This is a genomic window from Flavobacterium sp. AC274 (assembly GCF_979258275.1).
This window is the reverse complement of record NZ_OZ409852.1, coordinates 5,032,973-5,051,181: the sequence shown is the minus strand read 5'-3', so window position 1 is coordinate 5,051,181 and position 18,209 is coordinate 5,032,973. Positions and strand designations below refer to the sequence as shown.

Genomic DNA, 18,209 nt, shown 5'->3' with positions numbered 1-18,209 from the left:
AAAGACATTTTAATAAATCAAAAAAGAGGCTTTAACAGCCTCTTTTTTTGATCTCACTTACATTTTATCTTTTCTGTGATCTTTCATTTTGTCTTTGTGTTCTTTTTTAATTGCTTCCCATTTTTTGTATTGGTCGGCTGTTAAAATAGATTTCATTTTTGCATCAGTTGCTTTATGATCTTCTTCCATTTGTTTTTTCATGGCTTTTCTTTCAGCATCAGTTGGTTTTGCATCAGAATCTTTTCGGCTCTTTTTCAGCATTTCCATTTTAGTGCTTCTTTCAGATAAAAGTTGACCAACTTGTTTTTGCTGATCTGCATTTAGGTTTAAATCTGTTGTCAATTTTTGCAAATGTGCCTGATCGCGTTCTTGTGGAGATTTCATATCTCTATGACCTTTATGATCTCCTTTTCCTTTATGATCCTTATGCTCTTTTTTCAAAGCTGTCCATTTTGTATATTGATCAGCATTTAAAATAGATTTCATTTTAGCATCGTTAGCTGCTTTTTCAGTTTCCATTTGTTTTTTAAAAGCTTCTCTTTCTGCATCAGTAGGTTTTGTTTTACTGTCTTTTCTGGCAGCTTTAAACTTTTCTGCTTTGGCACTTCTTTCAGCCAGTAATTGTTTTACCTGATCTTGTTGTTTTTTATCCAGACTCAATTCAGAAGTCAGTTATTTGTAAATGTTTCTCGTTACGTTGTTCCGGAGTTAAATTTTCTCTTTGATCACGTGTTGATTTCTGATTGATGTCTTGTGCAAAACTTACTACTCCAACGAATAATAAAGCCGCAATAAATAATTTTTTCATAATTCGTTTTTTTAGATTATAGCATTTAGACTTCAAAGAGTTTGCTAAGTTTAATGCGATTGTCAGATTTATCTTTTATTTAACAAAAACTATTAATGAAAATATAAAGTTGATAAAGAAATAAAAAAGAGGCTTAATTGCCTCTTTTTATAAACTATAATTAGTTGTTTTCTTTTTTATATTCTCTCATTTTTTCTCTGGCTTTTTCTTTGTTTTTTTCTTGCAAAGCATGCCATTTTGTATACTGATCTGCAGTTAAAATAGATTTCATTTTAGCGTCGTTTGCTTCTTTTTCAGCTAGCATTTCTTTTTTAAAAGCTTCTTTTTCTTCAGCAGTTGGTTTTACATCACTATCTTTTTTTGCCTGACGGGCTTCTTTAAATTTTTCGGCTTTAGCACTTCTTTCAGCCAGTAATTGTTTTACCTGAGATTGTTGATTTGCATCTAAACTTAATTCAGAAGTTAATTTTTGCAATTGTTTTTCATTGCGTTGTTCAGGAGTTAATCTTTCTCTTTTTTGATCAGCATCTTGTGCAAAACTTGCTACTCCAACGAATAACAAAGCTGCAATAAATAATTTTTTCATGATTTGTTTTTTTGAGGTTATAGTAATTAGACTTTATTCAATTGAATAGGTTTAATCTAATAATCAGAATTGTAGTTTTTAACAAAACGAAAAATGGATTAGCAATATTGTATTTTTATTTTTAATGGTTTTTTAAATCCGTTGAATCATGATGTTTTACAAGAATAGGTTTTTAAATTTGTTAATGCATTGACAATTTCAAAATAGAATTACCAGAATAAAATATGGAAGAATTATTTAATAAGAAAAATAAAAACCGTGTTCTTAAAGCCGTAAATGGCGAGATGTCTTATCAAAAATTAACTGCCGCCGAATTGCATCAATTTGTAAAGCATTGGAATTATGATGACGGAATTGAACCTTTTGAGTGGATTATCAAACAAAAACATCTTGATAAAGGAACAGCACTTTGTTTGTATTGGATGCTGCAGCCGGATTATTTCTGTAAATTCAAAAACGAAGAGGAAATAAAAGAAGATACCAATTATGAGACTTATCAAATAGTAAAAGAAATTGAAGAAAGATATACTTCGGGATTTTATGAAGATAAAAATTTTTCTTTTGATCCTAAGCAGGAGTTTTTGGATGAAAATTCTAATACTAGATGCATTCCCGAAGAAATGCAGGTAAAATCACCAGGAACTGTTTTTGGACGCCAAGATATTGAGTTTGCTTTTTTAAGAAAGCCCAGTGAAAAGGAATTAAAAACAATTAATACCAAGATCGCCGATGCTATAAAGGTAATTCAGATCTCAAATCCTGATTTTATTTATGATCACGCAGATGATGCCATTAACGCTATAATTGAAAGTGTTGAATATTGGAAAACGAAAGAATTGGGAAAGATAAAAATTAAAAACCTGTCTTATTTATGGATGGATTGTGTGCATAAAAAACATAATTGGGATTGGATTATTTGGGATTGGGAAACGGGAAATAATATTGGTGTTACAAATGCTACAAAAGAATTAACCTCTTTGGAAAATACTATCATAAATCATACGATAGATGGATTTCAGCAATCTTCGATAATTTCAGATTTATATAAAGATTTGGCAGGAGTAAATAATTTTTATGATTTAAAAAAAGATCCTTACAGCGGAATTGGTTTGCTTTTTAGTACAGACCATTTGAAATTTAGAGAATAAAAACTCATAGTATTAAGAAAAATTACAGTCGAAGGTAATGTCTATTTATACAAATTAATAAATGGATTTGAGATCAGAAAATTACTTCAAAATTAATTGCTTACCTTAGTAAGACCAGAAGTTAAAACCCAAAAACAAATCTTATGAATAACAAAATCGCATTCTTTTCAACCCAGCCTTACGATAAAGCGTTCTTTAATAAGTATAATACTGATTTTGGGTTTGAATTGGATTTTTATGAAACCCAGCTTAATCCCCAAACTGTTGTTTTAATTGAAAAAGCTGAAATTGTCTGCGTGTTTGTAAATGACATTGTAAATGAGGCAGTCATTAAGCAGCTGGCAGAAAAAAATGTGAAAATTATCGCCTTGCGTTGTGCCGGTTTTAACAATGTCGATTTAGAAGCGGCCAAAAAATACAATTTAAAAGTGTGTCGCGTTCCTGCATATTCACCTCAGGCAGTTGCAGAACATGCTATGGCTATGATTTTAACCTTAAACCGAAAAACGCACAAAGCCTATAACAGAGTTCGTGAACAAAACTTTTCCCTAAACGGCTTATTAGGTTTTGATCTATTCGGAAAAACAATTGGAATTATCGGAACGGGAAATATAGGAAAAGCTTTTGCTAAAATTTCTTCAGGTTTTGGATGCAAAGTTTTGGCTTATGATATTGTAACGAACGCCGAAATGGAAAAAGACGGAGTAAAATTTGTTTCTCTCGAAGAAATCTTCAAAACGAGTGATATTATTTCTTTGCATTGTCCGTTAAATGAGCAGACTAAACATATAATCAATAAAAAGTCTATTGATGAGATGAAAGACAGTGTAATGATTATCAATACCAGCCGCGGCGGATTAATTGAAACCGCTTGTGTGATTGAAGGTTTAAAAGAAGGGAAAATTGGCTATTTGGGAATCGATGTTTACGAACAGGAAGAAAAACTATTCTTTAGGGATCTTTCTGCAGATATTATTCAGGACGATGCGATTCAGCGTTTGATGAGTTTTCCGAATGTTTTGGTAACAGCGCACCAGGCCTTTTTTACCAACGAAGCTTTAACGCAGATTGCTTTGGTTACTTTTAATAATATAAAATCGTTGTTGGCTGAAAATGATATTGAAAATAAGGCAGCATTGCTGGTTTGAAAAAACTAAATTGAAATAGAAAACGTAAAGTTAAAAACTTTAAAATCTAAAATGATGAAAAAACAAATTCTAATAATAATCACAATTCTAACTCTATATTCCTGCCAGAATAAGGATAAAAAGGATTCAAACATCATTAAAACAATTGTTCAGGATACTTTATCCAAAACAGTTGCCGGAACGGCAGATTTAAGCGAGGCTCCTCCAAGAGATGATAAAGCGGTCAAATTAATTAGAAAACAGCTTTTGGTTTTACTAAAAAAGATTTACCGGCAATGACAAAAGAAGATCGCTTTTTTTATTACGAAGCATTTGATTTAAACAATGATAAGAAAAATGAATATTTTGTTGGTTTCTCCAATCCGTATTTTTGCGGAAGTGGAGGTTGTTCAGGCTATATTTTGAATAATAACGGAAGTGTAATTAATTCGTTTACCGTAACTGATTTTCCAATTTTAGTAACGGCTTCTACATCGGATAGTTTTTATGACCTTATATTCGAAAGCAGAGGAACATTTCATCAAATGAAAATGAAAAACGGAAAATATCCTTCAAATCCTTCTGTTCAGAAAGTTTGGAAAGAAGATGTTTCTAAAGAAACTACAAAGGTTTTGGATATTCAGGGGAAGAAATTAGAGAAGTATTCGTTTTAGAAATTGAAGTTTTATTCTAAAATGATTTCTTATTTTTAGCTCCAGCGGAGCACCATATTTATAGTTGAAATAATGTTTTACAAATAAAGCTCCAACGGAGCGATATCGGTTTTTATATTCATTACTGAGATTTCACCCGATGGGGTTCTGTTGGATTATATATTTACATTTCTATAAATATATTGTCCCGCTGGGACTTGCGGTGTTGAAAATTAGTAATTAGAATTGTACACATTAAATATAAAACCCGACAGGTTTTTAAAACCTGTCGGGTTATTGATGAAACTTTTTATTTTAAAATTAATTCTAACTTTTTAGGATTTTGACGATTATCCCAAAATGCCATTACAATTAATTCATTTGGAGTTGTTTTATAGAAAATATTATAATTCCCTAATGTTTGATGTTCTAATATCAGAAAAACTTGTTTTAATATAAACTTCAGGATTATTAGCTAAAAATTTAACTCTTTGTGCAATCTCAATCACTAATTTTTTTGAATAAGTAGTAGATTTATTTCTTTTATTCCAGTAAATCAATATTTTTCTTCTTTGTAAAACTGCAGTTTTGGTCCAGATTATTTTGATAGCCATTCTAGATCTTCTTTGTCTAAATCTTCCTGAGAAATCGTTCTGCCATATTTTATATCTTCTTCGCTTTCTTTTAGCATATCTATTTCATATTGTTCTAATTGATGAACTTTAGAAGTATCTGCATTTTTTAAGAGATTTCTAATCTTTTCAAGTAAACTTAAATCTTCAATATTTTTAAGTTTATCGAATATCTCTAATTTTATCTCTAAAGCTCCCATAATAGTATGTTTTAATGAATTAAAGTTATGTAAATTAAATGAAAAACCCGGTAAGTTTTAAATCTACCGGGCTATATTTATAATAAGATAAGATTTTAAAATTTACTCCACCAACTCAACAAATTTAAACTCACCTTCAACAGCAACTTTAGTCAAACCGTGTTTAGATAAGTTTTTCATAGACGCATCCCATTTTTTACCGCTTAAATTAGCAGTAATTTTTAATTGCTGAAGATCCATTTTATTTTCATTTCCTTTCAATAAATCTACGATAAATTTCTCTTCATCAGAAAGTTCAATCTGAGCTTGTTTTTTCTCCGGACGCATTTGCGGAAACAATAAAACTTCCTGAATCGATGCATTGTTAGTTAAATACATAATCAAACGATCCATACCAATTCCCATTCCAGAAGTTGGCGGCATTCCGTATTCTAATGCTCTTAAGAAATCCTCATCGATAATTCCGTTTGCTTCATCATCACCTTTTTCAGAAAGACGCATTTGATCTTCAAAACGCTCACGCTGATCAATTGGGTCATTTAATTCAGAATATGCATTTGCAATTTCTTTACCGCAAACCATCAATTCGAAACGCTCCGTAAGCTCAGGATTATCGCGGTGTTCTTTACATAAAGGTGACATTTCTTTAGGGTAATCAGTAATAAAAGTTGGCTGAATATAATTTCCTTCGCATTTAGCTCCAAAAATTTCATCAATCAATTTTCCTTTACCCATTGTTTTATCCACGTCAATTCCCATTCCTCTGGCAGCTTCAAACAATTCGTCTTCATTTTTTCCTGAAATATCAAAACCAGTAAAATGTTTAATAGAATCTGTCATTGTAACGCGTGCATAAGGCGCTTTAAAGTTAATTTGGTGTTCACCAAAAGTAACTTCGCTAGTTCCGTTTACGGCAATCGCACAATGCTCAAGTAAACCTTCTGCAAATTCCATCATCCAGTTGTAGTCTTTGTAGGCTACATATATTTCCATAGCGGTAAATTCAGGATTATGCGTTCTGTCCATTCCTTCATTTCTAAAGTTTTTAGAGAACTCATAAACACCTTCAAAACCACCAACAATTAATCTTTTTAAATACAATTCGTTTGCAATACGCATGTAAAGCGGAATATCAAGCGAATTATGATGTGTAATAAACGGACGCGCAGCAGCTCCACCAGCAATTGGCTGTAAAACCGGAGTTTCAACCTCAAGATAACCGGCATCGTTAAAATAACCACGCATTGCGCTAAATAACTTAGTACGTTTGATAAAGTTTTCTTTAACTTGCGGATTCACTGTTAAATCTACATAACGCATTCTGTAACGCAATTCAGGATCGTTAAATGCATCATGTACGTTTCCTTCTTCATCAACTTTTGGTAAAGGAAGCGGACGTAAAGTTTTACTTAAAAAAGTAAATCCGTCAACACGAACACATTGCGCACCTACTTTTGTAGTAAACAATTCACCTTCAATACCAATAAAGTCACCTAAATCGGTTAGTTTTTTAAATATCGTGTTGTATAAAGTTTTATCATCACCTTCACACAAAACATCGCGATTTACGTACAATTGTATACGTCCTTCGCTATCCTGCAATTCAGCAAAACAAGCTTTTCCCTGATCTCTCACGCTCATCAAACGACCCGCAACGATAACCTTCTTACCTTCTTCAAACGATTCCTTTATCTGCTTCGAAGTATGATTTACAGGAAAAAGATTAGCCGGATAAGGATTGATTCCTAAGTTGCGCAAGTTTTGAAGTTTTTCTCTTCTGATGATTTCTTGTTCTGATAATGCCATTTTGTGCTCTTTTTTTAAGTGTGCAAAGATAAAGAAAAGAAAGTAGATTTCAGAATGCAGTTTTTAGATTTTTTGCAGCAGAAATTTATCGTATTTCAATCATCTTCAGTCCCGCTATTCACTTGTATCTTTTTTGCAGAAAAAGCAAAAAAGGATACCGCTTCTATCGGGGCTAGATTAGAGGTTTTGGTTTTCAGGAGACTTTTTAGTTGGGGTGTTTTTTTATTTATGGAAAAAGGAAAAAAATATTCTTATGAAAACGATTGCCCTAGCCCCGATAGAAGTGGAAATCCTTTTGTGGCGGTCCCGAGGCTTCGGGAGCCACAAAAGATTGAAACGGATAGCGGGATTAGCTCCTGAAAAAAAATATTTTTAGCATAGAAAACGGGGTGAAACCTTAGTATCTTAGCATCTCAGAACCTCAGAACCTTCCAAAAAATGAAATTCATAAAAGCCTTTGTAACTCTATTTCTGGTAACAAGTTGCCAGGTCACAGAAACCATCACAATTAATCCGGACGGGAGTGGAAATATTGAAGTAGTACAGCTTCGTGATGAAAATAGTTATATGCAATTAGCAGGCGAAAGTTATTCTCATGAAGAAGCTTTTAAAGATACAACCTATGTTTTTAAAGAATATATTGAAAAATACAAAGAGAATTTTTTAAAATATACGCCCGACGAGCAAAAGCTATTTCAAAAATATTCGAATGTAAAAGTGCATATTAAAGAAAGCTCTTTCGAAAAAGAATTTAAAAATGTTTTTTCGTTTGATTTTGGTAAAGTTTCGGAAATTCCGGATTTGTATAAAACAGAAAATTATGCAGGTGATATAAAGTATAATTATGCCTTAACTGCCGAAAGTCATTATTATAAGGTAGAGTATGCTTTTGAAGGAAAAGTTTTTAAGCGCCTGGTTTCTATTACAGATCCGGTCGAACTTCAAAAAACAAAAGATGAATTTAAGAAAACGGGTTCTAAATATACTTCTTTAAAACAGACGCAAACCTATACGCTTCGTTACCATTTTCCGAAAGAAATAAAATCCGTTTCAAATGAAAAAGCCATTATTAGTCCGGATAAAAAAACTTTTACTGTCGAATTTCCACTTTTAGATTGTTTGCAAAATCCGGAAATGACAAATTTGGAAGTGGTTTTAGAATAAATTCAAATAATTATCAAAAGAAAGTATCTTCGCTGCTCACTAATCTAAATCTGAAATATGAAAAAACATTTACTTTATTTCCTTGTTGCATTATGTATCTCAAGTTGTACGATTAAAGAAAAAATGATAATAAATGAAGATGGTTCAGGATCTTTTTCATACGGTTTTGACATGGCAGCAATGTATAAAATGGGAATGAAAAGTACTGATACCTTAAATAATAAAAAGGTTATTGATACTTCTTTTAATTTTAAAGAACTTTTTGACAAAGCAAAAGATAGTATTGCAAAACTTCCGGCTGCTGATAAAGAAATGCTTAAAGTACTTGAGAATTTTAAAATTAATTTAAAAGTAAACGAAGAACAAAAGCAAATGGAATATAATATGACATTTGATTTTAAAAATTTAGACAGCATTCAAAAAATGGCATCTGCAACACAAGCTATGGAAAAGCTTGCGCTTTCTGATAAAAAACGACTTGGAGCATTGAGTGCAGCGCCAAAATCGGAGAGTAATAATGCAGCATCGTTTATTTATGATGGAAAATCTTTTGTCAAAACGATTGTTTCTTCAGAGGATAATAAAAAGACAGCTAAGCCTAAAAAGAAAAACAAAAGAAAGAAGATGATCCTTTTTTGAAAAAAATGGATGATATGCTTAAAGAATGTAAATATTCTATGGAATATCATTTCCCGAAAAAAATAAAAACAGTTTCTTTAAAAAATGCAGTAATTGCAGCAGATAGGAAAAGTTTTATTTATGATGTTCCTTTAGAAAATATGCAAGACAATAGTAATATGGAAATAGGATTTAAGGTAATATTTGAAGATTAAAAAGCAAAATTGCAAAACAATATTCTTTAAAATAGTCTTCGTATATTTGATAAAAAAATTAACCACGATGAAATTATATAAATTACTTAGTTTTTCTTTTTTATTAGCAACCTTAGCAAGTTGCACTTTCACCGAAAATATTTATGTAAGCGATAACGGAACCGGAAAATTTGCTCTTGATATGGATGGTTCTGCCTTAATGGAAATGGCAGGAGATCAGCTTGGGAGCCAAATGGGTGCCGATGCCAAAAAAATATCGATTCTACTTTTACCTTCAAACAATTATTGGCAGATAAAAAAGACAGCATCGCAAAATTATCTCCGGAGGTTCAAAACGAAATTAAAAAACTGGAAGATCTTACGGTTAACCTGAAAATGAATGGTGAGAAAAAAGAATTTCTGATGGCATTTTCAAAAGATTTTAAAAACGTAAACGAATTGCAGGATGTTTTACAAGCCATGAGTACACTTCAAAAATTAGAAGGCGGTTCAAGTGCTTCAAATCCTTTTGCAGGTGGTTTGGGAAAAAATAATAGCAAATTAAGTTATACTTACGACGGAAAGAAATTTACGCGTAAAGCAATAATCGACAAACAAAAATCAGCCGAAAAGGCTAAAGATAGTGCTGCAGACATGTCAAATATGGTTTTTGCATCTTCTAATTATATTTTAAAATATCATTTTCCTAAGCGAATTAAAAAGGTATCGAACCCAAGCGCTTTGTTTAGCGACGATAGAAAATCAATTACATTACAATACTCTTTCACGGATTATATGGAGAATCCTGACAAACTTAACTTTGATGTTGAGTTTGAAAAATAATTAAAATGAACAAAAAAATTCAACTTCAAGATTTAGGAAGTAAAGATTATAAATCGACCTGGGAATATCAGGAAGAACTTTTTAAAGATATAGTCGACTTAAAAATTAAAAATAGAAGAGAGGAACTAGAATTAGAAACTCCAAATTATTTATTGTTTGTCGAACATCCGCATGTTTATACTTTGGGTAAAAGCGGAGACCTTGAAAACTTGTTGTTAAACGAAAAACAACTTGAAGCAAAAGGAGCAACTTTTTATAAAATCAATCGTGGTGGCGATATTACCTATCACGGACCGGGACAAATTGTAGGTTATCCTATTTTAGACTTAGAAAATTTCTTTACAGATATTCATAAATATTTACGTTTTCTTGAAGAAGCTATCATTCTGACTTTAGAAGAATATGGTTTAAAATGTGGCAGAAGCGAAGGTGAAACGGGCGTTTGGTTAGACGTTGGAACTCCATTTGCACGTAAAATATGTGCGCTCGGTGTACGCGCTTCACGCTGGGTTACAATGCACGGATTTGCTTTAAACGTAAATGTTGATTTAGGTTATTTTGATAATATAATTCCATGTGGAATTCGCGGAAAAGGCGTTACTTCATTACAAGTTGAACTTGGCGTAGAAAAAGTTGACGAAGATGAAGTAAAATTGAAAATTGTAAAACACCTGACTGAATTGTTTGAGGCTGAATTTGTTAAATAGTTTCAAAAAAATAAAATATGAAAAGTGCTGAAGAAAATAACAATTATAGAATTGACGTTCCTTTAGCATTTTCAACTGTTTTTTCTCATTTTTACTTCGCAGAAAATAAAACAGCTTTTCCAATAACAAAAACATTATTGCCAAGTTTTCAGACGATTCTGGTTTTCAACTTCGGTACAAAATCTTTTTAAAATCAAAACAAAATACCGTTTTACAAGTGGAAAAATGCATTGTTTTAGGACCAATAAAACAGGCATTTGATTATACTTTAGAACCAGATTCTGAGATTTTAGTGGCAAATTTTAAAGAAGATGCTTTTTACAGATTTTTCGGAAATGCACTTTTAACGCATTCTTTACCCATTCATCCGGATGCTTTAATTGCTCAAAATTGTTTTGATGTTTTATGGGAAGAATTAAAAATAATTCCGGACACAAAAGATCGCGTTGATTATATTTTAGAATTCTGTAAACCTTATTTAGGAGAACAAAATGCAATAACAGCACTTTTGGCTGATTTTAAAGAAGAATCTTTAAATCCGATAAAAGCAATTGCTTCACAGATAAATCAAACGGAAAGAAATATTCAATTACATCAAAAGAAATTTTTTGGCTATACAATTAAGGAAATCAGTCGCTACGAACGTTTTTTGAAAGCGGTTGATCTCATTCAGAATACTTCAGTTAATGACGAAAAAACAGATTGGTTTTTGATTGTAGAACAATGTGGTTATTACGATCAAAGTCAGTTGATTCATGATTTTAAATATTATATGAATATTTCGCCAACAAAATTCTTAAAGTTTCAAAGCGATATCTGCAGCGCAAAAGGGACTTAAGCCGCTTTTCGTTTTCTTACAATTGTACCCAAACATTGCGTTTTACATTTGTCATGTAATCTTTAAAAATAGAAAACATGAAAAATTTAATTGTTTATGCACATCCAAATCCGGCTAGTTTAAATCATTTCTTAAAACAAACTATTGTCGAGAGCCTTGAAGAATCAGGACAAGAAATTATTGTTCGCGATTTAAATGAATTCAATTTTAATCCGGTGCTTTCTTTAGACGATATGAACGGCCAAAGAATAGGACAGGTTGCTGATGATGTAAAAATCGAACAGGATTTTATAACCTGGGCTGACCGCATTATTTTTGTTTATCCAATCTGGTGGACAGGAATGCCGGCTGTAATGAAAGGTTACATTGACCGCGTTTTTAGTTACGGATTTGCGTATCGATACGATCAGGGAATTCAAAAAGGATTATTAGAAGGTAAGAAAACAATCATAATCAATTCGCACGGAAAATCAAACGCAGAATATTCTGAAAGTGGCTTGGATAAAGCTTTGGCTTTAACATCTGATACTGGAATTTTTAATTATTGCGGATTTGAAATTCAGCAGCATTTTTATTTTGATCAAGCAGATCGTGCTTCTTCAGAAAACATTTCAGAATGGGAAAATCAAATTATATCTTTTTTGAACGAAAATAAATAAGCTAGTTAGAATTCTAATTCCAACTGATCCGGCAAAAGTCTGAAACTCATTCGGTGGTATTTTGTAGTTCCGTATTTTCTAATAGCGTCCCGGTGTTCTCTGGTAGGATATCCTTTATTTTGTTTCCAGTTGTACATCGGGAATTCTTCATGAATTAAATCCATGTATTCATCACGATAGGTTTTGGCTAAAATAGAAGCGGCTGCAATACTTACAAATTTTGCGTCTCCTTTTATAATACTTTGGTTTGGAATAGATTTTAATAAATCTATTTCATCTTTCGAAAATTGTTTTCCAAAAGTATTCTTTAAACCCAATTTTGCATTAAGCGATCTGTTTCCATCCACAATAATATATTCCGGACGCTGGTTTAATTTTAAAATGCATTCCTGCATTCCTTTCATTGATGCATTTAGAATATTGATTTCATCAATTTCTTCTGCATGAAGATGTGTTACAGAATAGCAAACGGCATGTTTCTCGATAATAGGTTTTAAGTGAAACCTTATTTTTTCAGACAATTGTTTACTGTCATTTAAAAATTCATGCTCAAAATCTGCCGGTAAAATTATGGCAGCAGCAGTTACCGGACCAGCCAGACAACCACGGCCAGCTTCATCTGTACCAGTTTCTAAAATAAATCCGGAGAAATTTTTTGCAAGCATTTATTTAAATTTTCAAAACACAATATTATAAAATTTTTGCCGAAAATTTTCGTTCTTTAACTTATTGAAAAAGCAGTGGTATAAATTGAAGTGTTTTTTTATTTATACGTTTTTATCTTTTACCTTTGCCTGACAAATTTTGCCAAAATAATTATATATAAAGCTATCAAATGAGAATATTCTTTTTTCTATATCTATTAGTCGTACCCGCCTTATTGTTTTCTCAAGAAAAAAATGCGTCTAAAAGCAATTTAGATATGAATACCAAATACACCAGTATTACTGATACGCTGAAAAAGAAACAAGCAAAAATTGCTAAAATCGAACAGTATCAAATTTATACTTTAGAACACGATACTACTTATGCTGATACTTCCTTAACACTAAAAAGTGCTTATAAACAAAATTATCTTCGCAAGGACAATTTTGGGCTTTTGGAATTTCCTAATATTGGACAACCTTATAATACTTTACAATACAGTTTAACTGATTTTTCGCCATATCCTGAAATCGGTTTTAAAGCAAAACACTTTAGTTATCTTGAAGTTAGTGATATTAGATATTATTCGGTTGCGACACCTTTTACAGAGTTGTTTTTTAATACTACAATTAATAAAGGTCAGAACGTAGATTCGTTTATCACGCTGAATACTTCTGAAAATCTAAATTTTTCTATTGCCTACAGAGGTTTACGTTCTGAGGGAAATTATATTAATCAATTGGTAAGTACCGGAAATTTTCGTTTTACAACAAGTTATTTTACTACAGATAAAAGATATATCCTAAATGCTCATGTTACCTTTCAGGATATCTCAAATGAAGAAAATGGCGGTATAACAACACCGGAAGATTTTGAAAGCGGAGATGCTGATTTTAAGAACCGTCAAAGATTACAGGTTTATTTAACCGATGCAAAATCATTTTTAAAAGGAAAACGATTGTTTTTTGACCACGCTTTTAGAGTAAATCCAACAGCAGGAAATAATAATTTATATGTAACGCATCAATTTAATTACGAAAATAAATTTTTCGAATATAATCAGCCAACAGTTTTTTCTACTGTTGATGGTGCAGAGGTAGCAAGATTTGGAGACGCTTATGTTGCAAGCGCAATTAATGATCAGACGCGTTTTGAAAAACTGTATAACAAAGCGGGACTTGCTTACGAAAATTCACTTCTGGGGAAATTCAATTTTTTCATAGATGATTACAGATCTAATTATGAGTATAATAGAATTATAATAAATGCTGATGGTTCCAGAATCCCTGATAATTTATTTCTTCAGTTTAATAATGTTGGTGGACAATATGAATATCAAAAAAATAAGTGGAATGGTCGATTTTTGTATTCAAGATCAATTACAAATGAATCACTTTCTGATTTAGATGCCAAATTAAGATATAATTTAAACGATAAAATTCAGTTTGATTTTAGATATCGAAACATCAATAAATTGCCAAATAATAACTATAATTTATACCAAAGCAGTTTTATACAATATAACTGGTCGCATGATTTCAAAAATGAAAAAATTAATTCGCTTAGTGCCAGTATTTATACGCCTTGGTTAAATGCGGAAGCTCAATATACTGTCTTAAAAGATCATTTATATTTTGAAGATGTATCTACAGATGCTCAGATAGCTGCGCAAACCCAAATTGTAAACCCGGCTCAATACGGAAATGCAATTAATTATCTTTATGTTAAAGCAAACAAAGAATTTAAATTCGGAGCTTTTGGATTTGATAATACATTTTTATATCAAAAAGTTGATCAGTCTGATTTGATTTTAAATGTGCCTGATTTTGTAACCAGAAATACACTTTATTATTCAAGCTACTTTTTCAAAAAAGCATTGTTTATGCAAACAGGATTAACTTTTAATTATTTTACCAGTTATTACGGGAATGATTATAATCCTGTTGTTGGAGAATTTTTTGTTCAGACAGATAAAAAAATTGGAGGTTATGCCAACTTTGATTACTACATAAATTTCAGAATCAGACAAACAAGATTTTACTTTAAGGCAGAACATTTTAACGCTGCTTTTTCTGGATACAATTATTATTCAGCGCCTAATAATCCATATCGTGATTTCACTATCCGATTTGGTTTAGTTTGGAATTTCTTCCAATAAATTATACTCTTTACTTTACTTAAACCAAATAATTTAAATTCACGAAAAATGGACTTTTCAAATAATATTTTAGAAACAATTGGTAATACACCATTAGTAAAACTCAACAAAATTGTTGCTGAAATTGATGCGTTAGTACTAGCAAAAGTCGAAACTTTTAATCCGGGGAATTCTGTAAAAGACAGAATGGCCGTAAAAATGATTGAAGATGCTGAAGCTGATGGTCGTTTAAAACCTGGGGGAACTATTATTGAAGGAACTTCTGGAAATACCGGAATGGGATTGGCACTTGTCGCTATTATAAAAGGATATAAATTGATTTGTGTAATATCAGACAAACAATCTAAAGAGAAAATGGATATTTTGCGTGCTGTTGGCGCCAAAGTAGTAGTTTGTCCAACAGATGTTGAACCTACAGATCCTCGTTCTTATTATTCAGTTTCAAAACGATTGGCTGAAGAAACACCAAATTCATGGTATGTAAATCAATACGATAATATGTCGAATTCATTGGCACATTATGAACAAACCGGACCGGAAATCTGGAAGCAAACCGATGGAAAAATTACTCATTTTGTTGTGGGAGTTGGAACTGGAGGAACAATCTCTGGTGTTGGAAAGTATTTGAAAGAGAAAAATCCAAATATCAAAATTTGGGGAATTGATACTTATGGTTCTGTATTTAAAAAATATCATGAGACCGGAATTTTTGATGAAAACGAAATTTACTCTTATATTACGGAAGGAATTGGAGAAGATATTTTACCAAAAAATGTTGACTTTTCGTTAATTGACGGATTTACAAAAGTAACGGATAAAGATGCTGCCGTATATACCAGAAAAATTGCTCTTGAAGAAGCTATTTTTGTTGGAAATTCTGCCGGAGCTTGTATAAAAGGATTATTACAGCTTAAAGAACATTTTAAACCAGATGATGTTGTTGTGGTTCTTTTTCACGATTCGGGAAGCCGTTATGTTGGTAAAATGTTCAATGATGACTGGATGCGTGAGCGTGGTTTCTTGGAAGAAAACGTGACAAAAGCCGAAGATGTTATCAAAGATCATATTGATAAAGAATTAATTGTTGTACGCACAGAAGAATTGGTTTCACACGCTATCGAGCGTATGCGTAAATATAAAATTTCGCAGATTCCGGTAGTAGATATTAACGGATTTGTTGGTTCTGTCGACGAAACAGATTTATTTAGAAGTTATGTTGCCGATAAAAATGTTGCCGAAAAACCGATTAAAGAAGTAATGGGAAAACCTTTTCCAATTGTAAAATTAGGAACAACAATCGAAGAAGTTTCAAAATTATTTACGAAAGAAAATGATGCTGTTTTGGTTGATTTAGGAAATGGAAAACATCACATTATTACAAAATATGATATTATAGGGTCTATAAAATAAGATTCGTTTTAATAACTTTATCTGTCCATAAATCTAGTTTAATAAATTAGATTTATGGATTTTTTATCTCATTTTATAATGAATTTTACTGCTATAGATTTTGAAACTGCCACAGGTTATCATCCTTGTTCTGTTGGAATTGTTACTGTTGAAAACGGAATAATTGTAGATGAGTTTGTGACTTTGATTAAGCCGCCAAATAATGAGTATAATCCGTTTACGATTCGCGTTCACGGCATATATCCGCGTGATACAATAAATGCTAAATCATTTCGCCAGGTTTTCCCTGAAATCGAAAAGCGATTGAAAAATAGAGTAGTGGTAGCACATAACGAAAGTTTTGACCGCAATGTTTTGATGAAAACAATGGCACTTTGTGGTTTGCAATATGAAAATTTAAATATTGCTGCGAAATGGGAATGTACAGTTAAGATATATAAAGCAAAAGGGCTTAAACCTACTAAATTAAGTGATTGCTGTCGCGAAATGAATATTCAGTTAAACCATCATGAAGCACTTTCTGATGCTCGGGCCTGTGCCAAATTATATATGTTGCGATAAACAATATATTTTGTAAGATTAATATTATTTTATTTAATTTTGAGCTTTTATAAATTTAATATAAAAGCCAATAAATGAAAGAAGATTTTCTTCATTATCTCTGGAAATTCAAGAAGTTTGAAACCTTGAATTTAATAACAACTCAGAAAGAACAAATTACTATAATTAAAACCGGGGATTATTTAGAGCTTTCAGGCCCCGATTTTTTTAATGCCCAAATTATAATTGGAAAACAAAAATGGGCAGGAAATGTTGAGATCCATTTAAAATCATCTGATTGGTATGTTCACGGCCACGAAAAAGATGCTGCTTATGAAAATGTTATTTTACATGTAGTTTGGGAACATGATACCGAAATTTTTGGAAAAAATAATAGAGAAATTCCTGTTTTGGTTTTAAAAGATTATGTCTCTTCAGAAACTGTAAATAATTATCAATCATTAATGAGCCCAAAATCGTGGATATCCTGCGAAAAACAAATTGCTCAAATAGATGATTTTGTTTTTAAGAATTGGCAGGAGCGATTGTTTTTTGAGCGATTAGAACGCAAATCAAAATTTATTTATGATTTACTCGAAGAAACAAATCAGGATTGGGAAGCAGTTTTGTTTTGCCTCTTGGCGAAGAATTTTGGACTCAATACAAATGGAAATGCATTTTTGCAAATAGCCAAAAAAATTCCGTTTTCAATTATTCGAAAAGAAAGCTTCGAAGTCGAAAATCTAGAGGCTTTACTTTTAGGAACTTCAGGTTTATTAGATGCTGAGAAAGAAGATGTGTATTTTAAGGATTTGAAAATTAGATATTTTTATCTTCTGTATAAATATCAATTAGATAAGGCTTATACAGATCCCGTGGAGTTTTTTAAACATCGTCCTGATAATTTTCCCACGATCAGGCTTTCACAGTTAGCAAGTTTGTATAACAAACATCAAAATTTATTTTCTAAGATTATTGCTTTAAAATCAGTCAAAAGCATATATGAGTTGTTAAACGTTTCAGCGAGTTTATATTGGCAAAATCATTATCAGTTTGATAAAGAAAGCCCGAAGAAATCAAAACCGTTGTCAAAGTCATTTATTGATTTACTAATTATTAATACCATTATTCCTATTCAGTTTGCATATTCGAACATTATGGGAGAATCGTTTTCTGAAGATTTAATAGCATTATTAAATGAAGTTTCTCCGGAAAAGAACTCAATCGTCGAAAAGTTTGAATCTTTTGGCATTTCTTCTAAAAATGCGTTTGACACACAAACATTGATTCAGCTTAAAAATGAATACTGTAATCAAAAAGCTTGTTTGAGATGCGCGGTAGGGATGGAGCTATTAAGAAATAATTAGAGAATTAGAAAATGTGGCAATGAGATAATTTTGTATTTTTGCATATACTTCTAAGCGAAGTTACACTATTCATTCCGAGCGTAGCCGAGGAATAAATCTAAAATCT

The 18,209-nt window shown here is 31.6% G+C and carries 23 protein-coding genes; 16 read left to right on the top strand and 7 right to left on the bottom strand.

What is annotated here, in order from left to right; all coding sequences use genetic code 11:
- Positions 1–57: 57 nt before the first annotated feature.
- The 3 genes from ACZZZT_RS22820 to ACZZZT_RS22810 all read right to left on the bottom strand — a co-directional run bounded on the left by ACZZZT_RS22820 (position 58) and on the right by ACZZZT_RS22810 (position 1,394).
- Positions 58–660 carry a hypothetical protein gene (locus ACZZZT_RS22820; protein ID WP_463462054.1) on the bottom strand — a complete coding sequence of 201 codons (603 nt, stop codon included), beginning with the start codon at positions 658–660 and terminating at the stop codon, positions 58–60.
- Between the two features lies 1 nt (position 661).
- Positions 662–808 (bottom strand): hypothetical protein, encoded by a 147-nt coding sequence (locus ACZZZT_RS22815; RefSeq protein ID WP_463462053.1) that lies wholly within the window; start codon positions 806–808, stop codon positions 662–664.
- 160 nt (positions 809–968) lie between these two features.
- Positions 969–1,394 carry an SPFH domain-containing protein gene (locus ACZZZT_RS22810; protein WP_073397253.1) on the bottom strand — a complete coding sequence of 142 codons (426 nt, stop codon included), beginning with the start codon at positions 1,392–1,394 and terminating at the stop codon, positions 969–971.
- Between the two features lie 224 nt (positions 1,395–1,618).
- Here ACZZZT_RS22810 and ACZZZT_RS22805 point away from each other — a divergent pair, with 224 nt between their 5' ends.
- The 4 genes from ACZZZT_RS22805 to ACZZZT_RS22790 all read left to right on the top strand — a co-directional run bounded on the left by ACZZZT_RS22805 (position 1,619) and on the right by ACZZZT_RS22790 (position 4,343).
- Positions 1,619–2,542, top strand: coding sequence for a DUF4274 domain-containing protein (locus tag ACZZZT_RS22805; RefSeq protein ID WP_463462052.1), 924 nt, complete (start codon positions 1,619–1,621; stop codon positions 2,540–2,542).
- A 143-nt stretch (positions 2,543–2,685) separates the two neighbouring features.
- A complete protein-coding gene (locus ACZZZT_RS22800; protein WP_463462051.1) occupies positions 2,686–3,690 on the top strand; it encodes a 2-hydroxyacid dehydrogenase in 1,005 nt (334 codons plus the stop codon).
- A 54-nt stretch (positions 3,691–3,744) separates the two neighbouring features.
- Positions 3,745–3,969 (top strand): hypothetical protein, encoded by a 225-nt coding sequence (locus ACZZZT_RS22795; protein ID WP_463462050.1) that lies wholly within the window; start codon positions 3,745–3,747, stop codon positions 3,967–3,969.
- The gene (locus ACZZZT_RS22790) at positions 3,966–4,343 is read left to right on the top strand and encodes a hypothetical protein (RefSeq protein WP_463462049.1); all 378 of its coding nucleotides are present in this window, start codon (positions 3,966–3,968) and stop codon (positions 4,341–4,343) included. Before ACZZZT_RS22795 ends, ACZZZT_RS22790 begins: the two co-directional genes overlap by 4 nt.
- 383 nt (positions 4,344–4,726) lie before the next feature.
- On the opposite strand, the gene ACZZZT_RS22785 is transcribed toward ACZZZT_RS22790, so the two are convergent.
- The 3 genes from ACZZZT_RS22785 to lysS form a co-directional block, all read right to left on the bottom strand.
- Positions 4,727–4,936 carry a hypothetical protein gene (locus ACZZZT_RS22785; RefSeq protein WP_463462048.1) on the bottom strand — a complete coding sequence of 70 codons (210 nt, stop codon included), beginning with the start codon at positions 4,934–4,936 and terminating at the stop codon, positions 4,727–4,729.
- Positions 4,921–5,154 carry a hypothetical protein gene (locus ACZZZT_RS22780; protein ID WP_463462047.1) on the bottom strand — a complete coding sequence of 78 codons (234 nt, stop codon included), beginning with the start codon at positions 5,152–5,154 and terminating at the stop codon, positions 4,921–4,923. Before ACZZZT_RS22780 ends, ACZZZT_RS22785 begins: the two co-directional genes overlap by 16 nt.
- A gap of 102 nt (positions 5,155–5,256) precedes the next feature.
- Positions 5,257–6,960 carry a lysine--tRNA ligase gene (gene lysS / locus ACZZZT_RS22775; protein ID WP_463462046.1) on the bottom strand — a complete coding sequence of 568 codons (1,704 nt, stop codon included), beginning with the start codon at positions 6,958–6,960 and terminating at the stop codon, positions 5,257–5,259.
- A gap of 438 nt (positions 6,961–7,398) precedes the next feature.
- On the opposite strand from lysS, the gene ACZZZT_RS22770 reads away from it, so the two are divergent.
- The 8 genes from ACZZZT_RS22770 to ACZZZT_RS22735 all read left to right on the top strand — a co-directional run bounded on the left by ACZZZT_RS22770 (position 7,399) and on the right by ACZZZT_RS22735 (position 11,983).
- Positions 7,399–8,124, top strand: a complete 726-nt coding sequence (locus tag ACZZZT_RS22770) for a hypothetical protein (RefSeq protein WP_463462045.1) — start codon at positions 7,399–7,401, stop codon at positions 8,122–8,124.
- A 57-nt stretch (positions 8,125–8,181) separates the two neighbouring features.
- Positions 8,182–8,763 (top strand): hypothetical protein, encoded by a 582-nt coding sequence (locus ACZZZT_RS22765; RefSeq protein ID WP_463462044.1) that lies wholly within the window; start codon positions 8,182–8,184, stop codon positions 8,761–8,763.
- A 5-nt stretch (positions 8,764–8,768) separates the two neighbouring features.
- Positions 8,769–8,957, top strand: coding sequence for a hypothetical protein (locus tag ACZZZT_RS22760; protein ID WP_463462043.1), 189 nt, complete (start codon positions 8,769–8,771; stop codon positions 8,955–8,957).
- Positions 8,958–9,242: 285 nt separating this feature from the next.
- Positions 9,243–9,779 (top strand): hypothetical protein, encoded by a 537-nt coding sequence (locus ACZZZT_RS22755; RefSeq protein WP_463462042.1) that lies wholly within the window; start codon positions 9,243–9,245, stop codon positions 9,777–9,779.
- Between the two features lie 5 nt (positions 9,780–9,784).
- Complete coding sequence (lipB, locus tag ACZZZT_RS22750; RefSeq protein WP_463462041.1) at positions 9,785–10,486, top strand: lipoyl(octanoyl) transferase LipB; 702 nt, start codon at positions 9,785–9,787, stop codon at positions 10,484–10,486.
- Between the two features lie 17 nt (positions 10,487–10,503).
- Positions 10,504–10,677 (top strand): hypothetical protein, encoded by a 174-nt coding sequence (locus tag ACZZZT_RS22745; protein ID WP_463462040.1) that lies wholly within the window; start codon positions 10,504–10,506, stop codon positions 10,675–10,677.
- Positions 10,678–10,703: 26 nt separating this feature from the next.
- Positions 10,704–11,324 carry a helix-turn-helix transcriptional regulator gene (locus ACZZZT_RS22740; protein ID WP_463462039.1) on the top strand — a complete coding sequence of 207 codons (621 nt, stop codon included), beginning with the start codon at positions 10,704–10,706 and terminating at the stop codon, positions 11,322–11,324.
- A 77-nt stretch (positions 11,325–11,401) separates the two neighbouring features.
- Positions 11,402–11,983, top strand: coding sequence for an NAD(P)H-dependent oxidoreductase (locus tag ACZZZT_RS22735; protein ID WP_463462038.1), 582 nt, complete (start codon positions 11,402–11,404; stop codon positions 11,981–11,983).
- A gap of 5 nt (positions 11,984–11,988) precedes the next feature.
- On the opposite strand, the gene ACZZZT_RS22730 is transcribed toward ACZZZT_RS22735, so the two are convergent.
- The gene (locus tag ACZZZT_RS22730) at positions 11,989–12,648 is read right to left on the bottom strand and encodes a ribonuclease HII (protein WP_073397273.1); all 660 of its coding nucleotides are present in this window, start codon (positions 12,646–12,648) and stop codon (positions 11,989–11,991) included.
- Positions 12,649–12,818: 170 nt separating this feature from the next.
- On the opposite strand from ACZZZT_RS22730, the gene ACZZZT_RS22725 reads away from it, so the two are divergent.
- The 4 genes from ACZZZT_RS22725 to ACZZZT_RS22710 all read left to right on the top strand — a co-directional run bounded on the left by ACZZZT_RS22725 (position 12,819) and on the right by ACZZZT_RS22710 (position 18,103).
- Positions 12,819–14,786 (top strand): putative porin, encoded by a 1,968-nt coding sequence (locus ACZZZT_RS22725; RefSeq protein ID WP_463462037.1) that lies wholly within the window; start codon positions 12,819–12,821, stop codon positions 14,784–14,786.
- A gap of 48 nt (positions 14,787–14,834) precedes the next feature.
- Complete coding sequence (locus ACZZZT_RS22720) at positions 14,835–16,196, top strand: pyridoxal-phosphate dependent enzyme (protein WP_463462036.1); 1,362 nt, start codon at positions 14,835–14,837, stop codon at positions 16,194–16,196.
- Between the two features lie 78 nt (positions 16,197–16,274).
- A complete protein-coding gene (locus ACZZZT_RS22715) occupies positions 16,275–16,757 on the top strand; it encodes a 3'-5' exonuclease (RefSeq protein ID WP_463462485.1) in 483 nt (160 codons plus the stop codon).
- Between the two features lie 74 nt (positions 16,758–16,831).
- Complete coding sequence (locus ACZZZT_RS22710) at positions 16,832–18,103, top strand: DUF2851 family protein (RefSeq protein ID WP_463462035.1); 1,272 nt, start codon at positions 16,832–16,834, stop codon at positions 18,101–18,103.
- Positions 18,104–18,209: the final 106 nt, after the last annotated feature.

Bases quoted from the DNA above. Each gene is read 5' to 3' on its own strand.
- ACZZZT_RS22815 (WP_463462053.1), bottom strand. From the start codon at position 808: ATGAAAAAATTATTTATTGCGGCTTTATTATTCGTTGGAGTAGTAAGT.
- ACZZZT_RS22810 (WP_073397253.1), bottom strand. From the start codon at position 1,394: ATGAAAAAATTATTTATTGCAGCTTTGTTATTCGTTGGAGTAGCAAGT.
- ACZZZT_RS22805 (WP_463462052.1), top strand. From the start codon at position 1,619: ATGGAAGAATTATTTAATAAGAAAAATAAAAACCGTGTTCTTAAAGCC.
- ACZZZT_RS22800 (WP_463462051.1), top strand. From the start codon at position 2,686: ATGAATAACAAAATCGCATTCTTTTCAACCCAGCCTTACGATAAAGCG.
- ACZZZT_RS22795 (WP_463462050.1), top strand. From the start codon at position 3,745: ATGAAAAAACAAATTCTAATAATAATCACAATTCTAACTCTATATTCC.
- ACZZZT_RS22790 (WP_463462049.1), top strand. From the start codon at position 3,966: ATGACAAAAGAAGATCGCTTTTTTTATTACGAAGCATTTGATTTAAAC.
- ACZZZT_RS22785 (WP_463462048.1), bottom strand. From the start codon at position 4,936: ATGGCTATCAAAATAATCTGGACCAAAACTGCAGTTTTACAAAGAAGA.
- ACZZZT_RS22780 (WP_463462047.1), bottom strand. From the start codon at position 5,154: ATGGGAGCTTTAGAGATAAAATTAGAGATATTCGATAAACTTAAAAAT.
- lysS (WP_463462046.1), bottom strand. From the start codon at position 6,960: ATGGCATTATCAGAACAAGAAATCATCAGAAGAGAAAAACTTCAAAAC.
- ACZZZT_RS22770 (WP_463462045.1), top strand. From the start codon at position 7,399: ATGAAATTCATAAAAGCCTTTGTAACTCTATTTCTGGTAACAAGTTGC.
- ACZZZT_RS22765 (WP_463462044.1), top strand. From the start codon at position 8,182: ATGAAAAAACATTTACTTTATTTCCTTGTTGCATTATGTATCTCAAGT.
- ACZZZT_RS22760 (WP_463462043.1), top strand. From the start codon at position 8,769: ATGGATGATATGCTTAAAGAATGTAAATATTCTATGGAATATCATTTC.
- lipB (WP_463462041.1), top strand. From the start codon at position 9,785: ATGAACAAAAAAATTCAACTTCAAGATTTAGGAAGTAAAGATTATAAA.
- ACZZZT_RS22745 (WP_463462040.1), top strand. From the start codon at position 10,504: ATGAAAAGTGCTGAAGAAAATAACAATTATAGAATTGACGTTCCTTTA.
- ACZZZT_RS22735 (WP_463462038.1), top strand. From the start codon at position 11,402: ATGAAAAATTTAATTGTTTATGCACATCCAAATCCGGCTAGTTTAAAT.
- ACZZZT_RS22730 (WP_073397273.1), bottom strand. From the start codon at position 12,648: ATGCTTGCAAAAAATTTCTCCGGATTTATTTTAGAAACTGGTACAGAT.
- ACZZZT_RS22725 (WP_463462037.1), top strand. From the start codon at position 12,819: ATGAGAATATTCTTTTTTCTATATCTATTAGTCGTACCCGCCTTATTG.
- ACZZZT_RS22720 (WP_463462036.1), top strand. From the start codon at position 14,835: ATGGACTTTTCAAATAATATTTTAGAAACAATTGGTAATACACCATTA.
- ACZZZT_RS22715 (WP_463462485.1), top strand. From the start codon at position 16,275: ATGAATTTTACTGCTATAGATTTTGAAACTGCCACAGGTTATCATCCT.
- ACZZZT_RS22710 (WP_463462035.1), top strand. From the start codon at position 16,832: ATGAAAGAAGATTTTCTTCATTATCTCTGGAAATTCAAGAAGTTTGAA.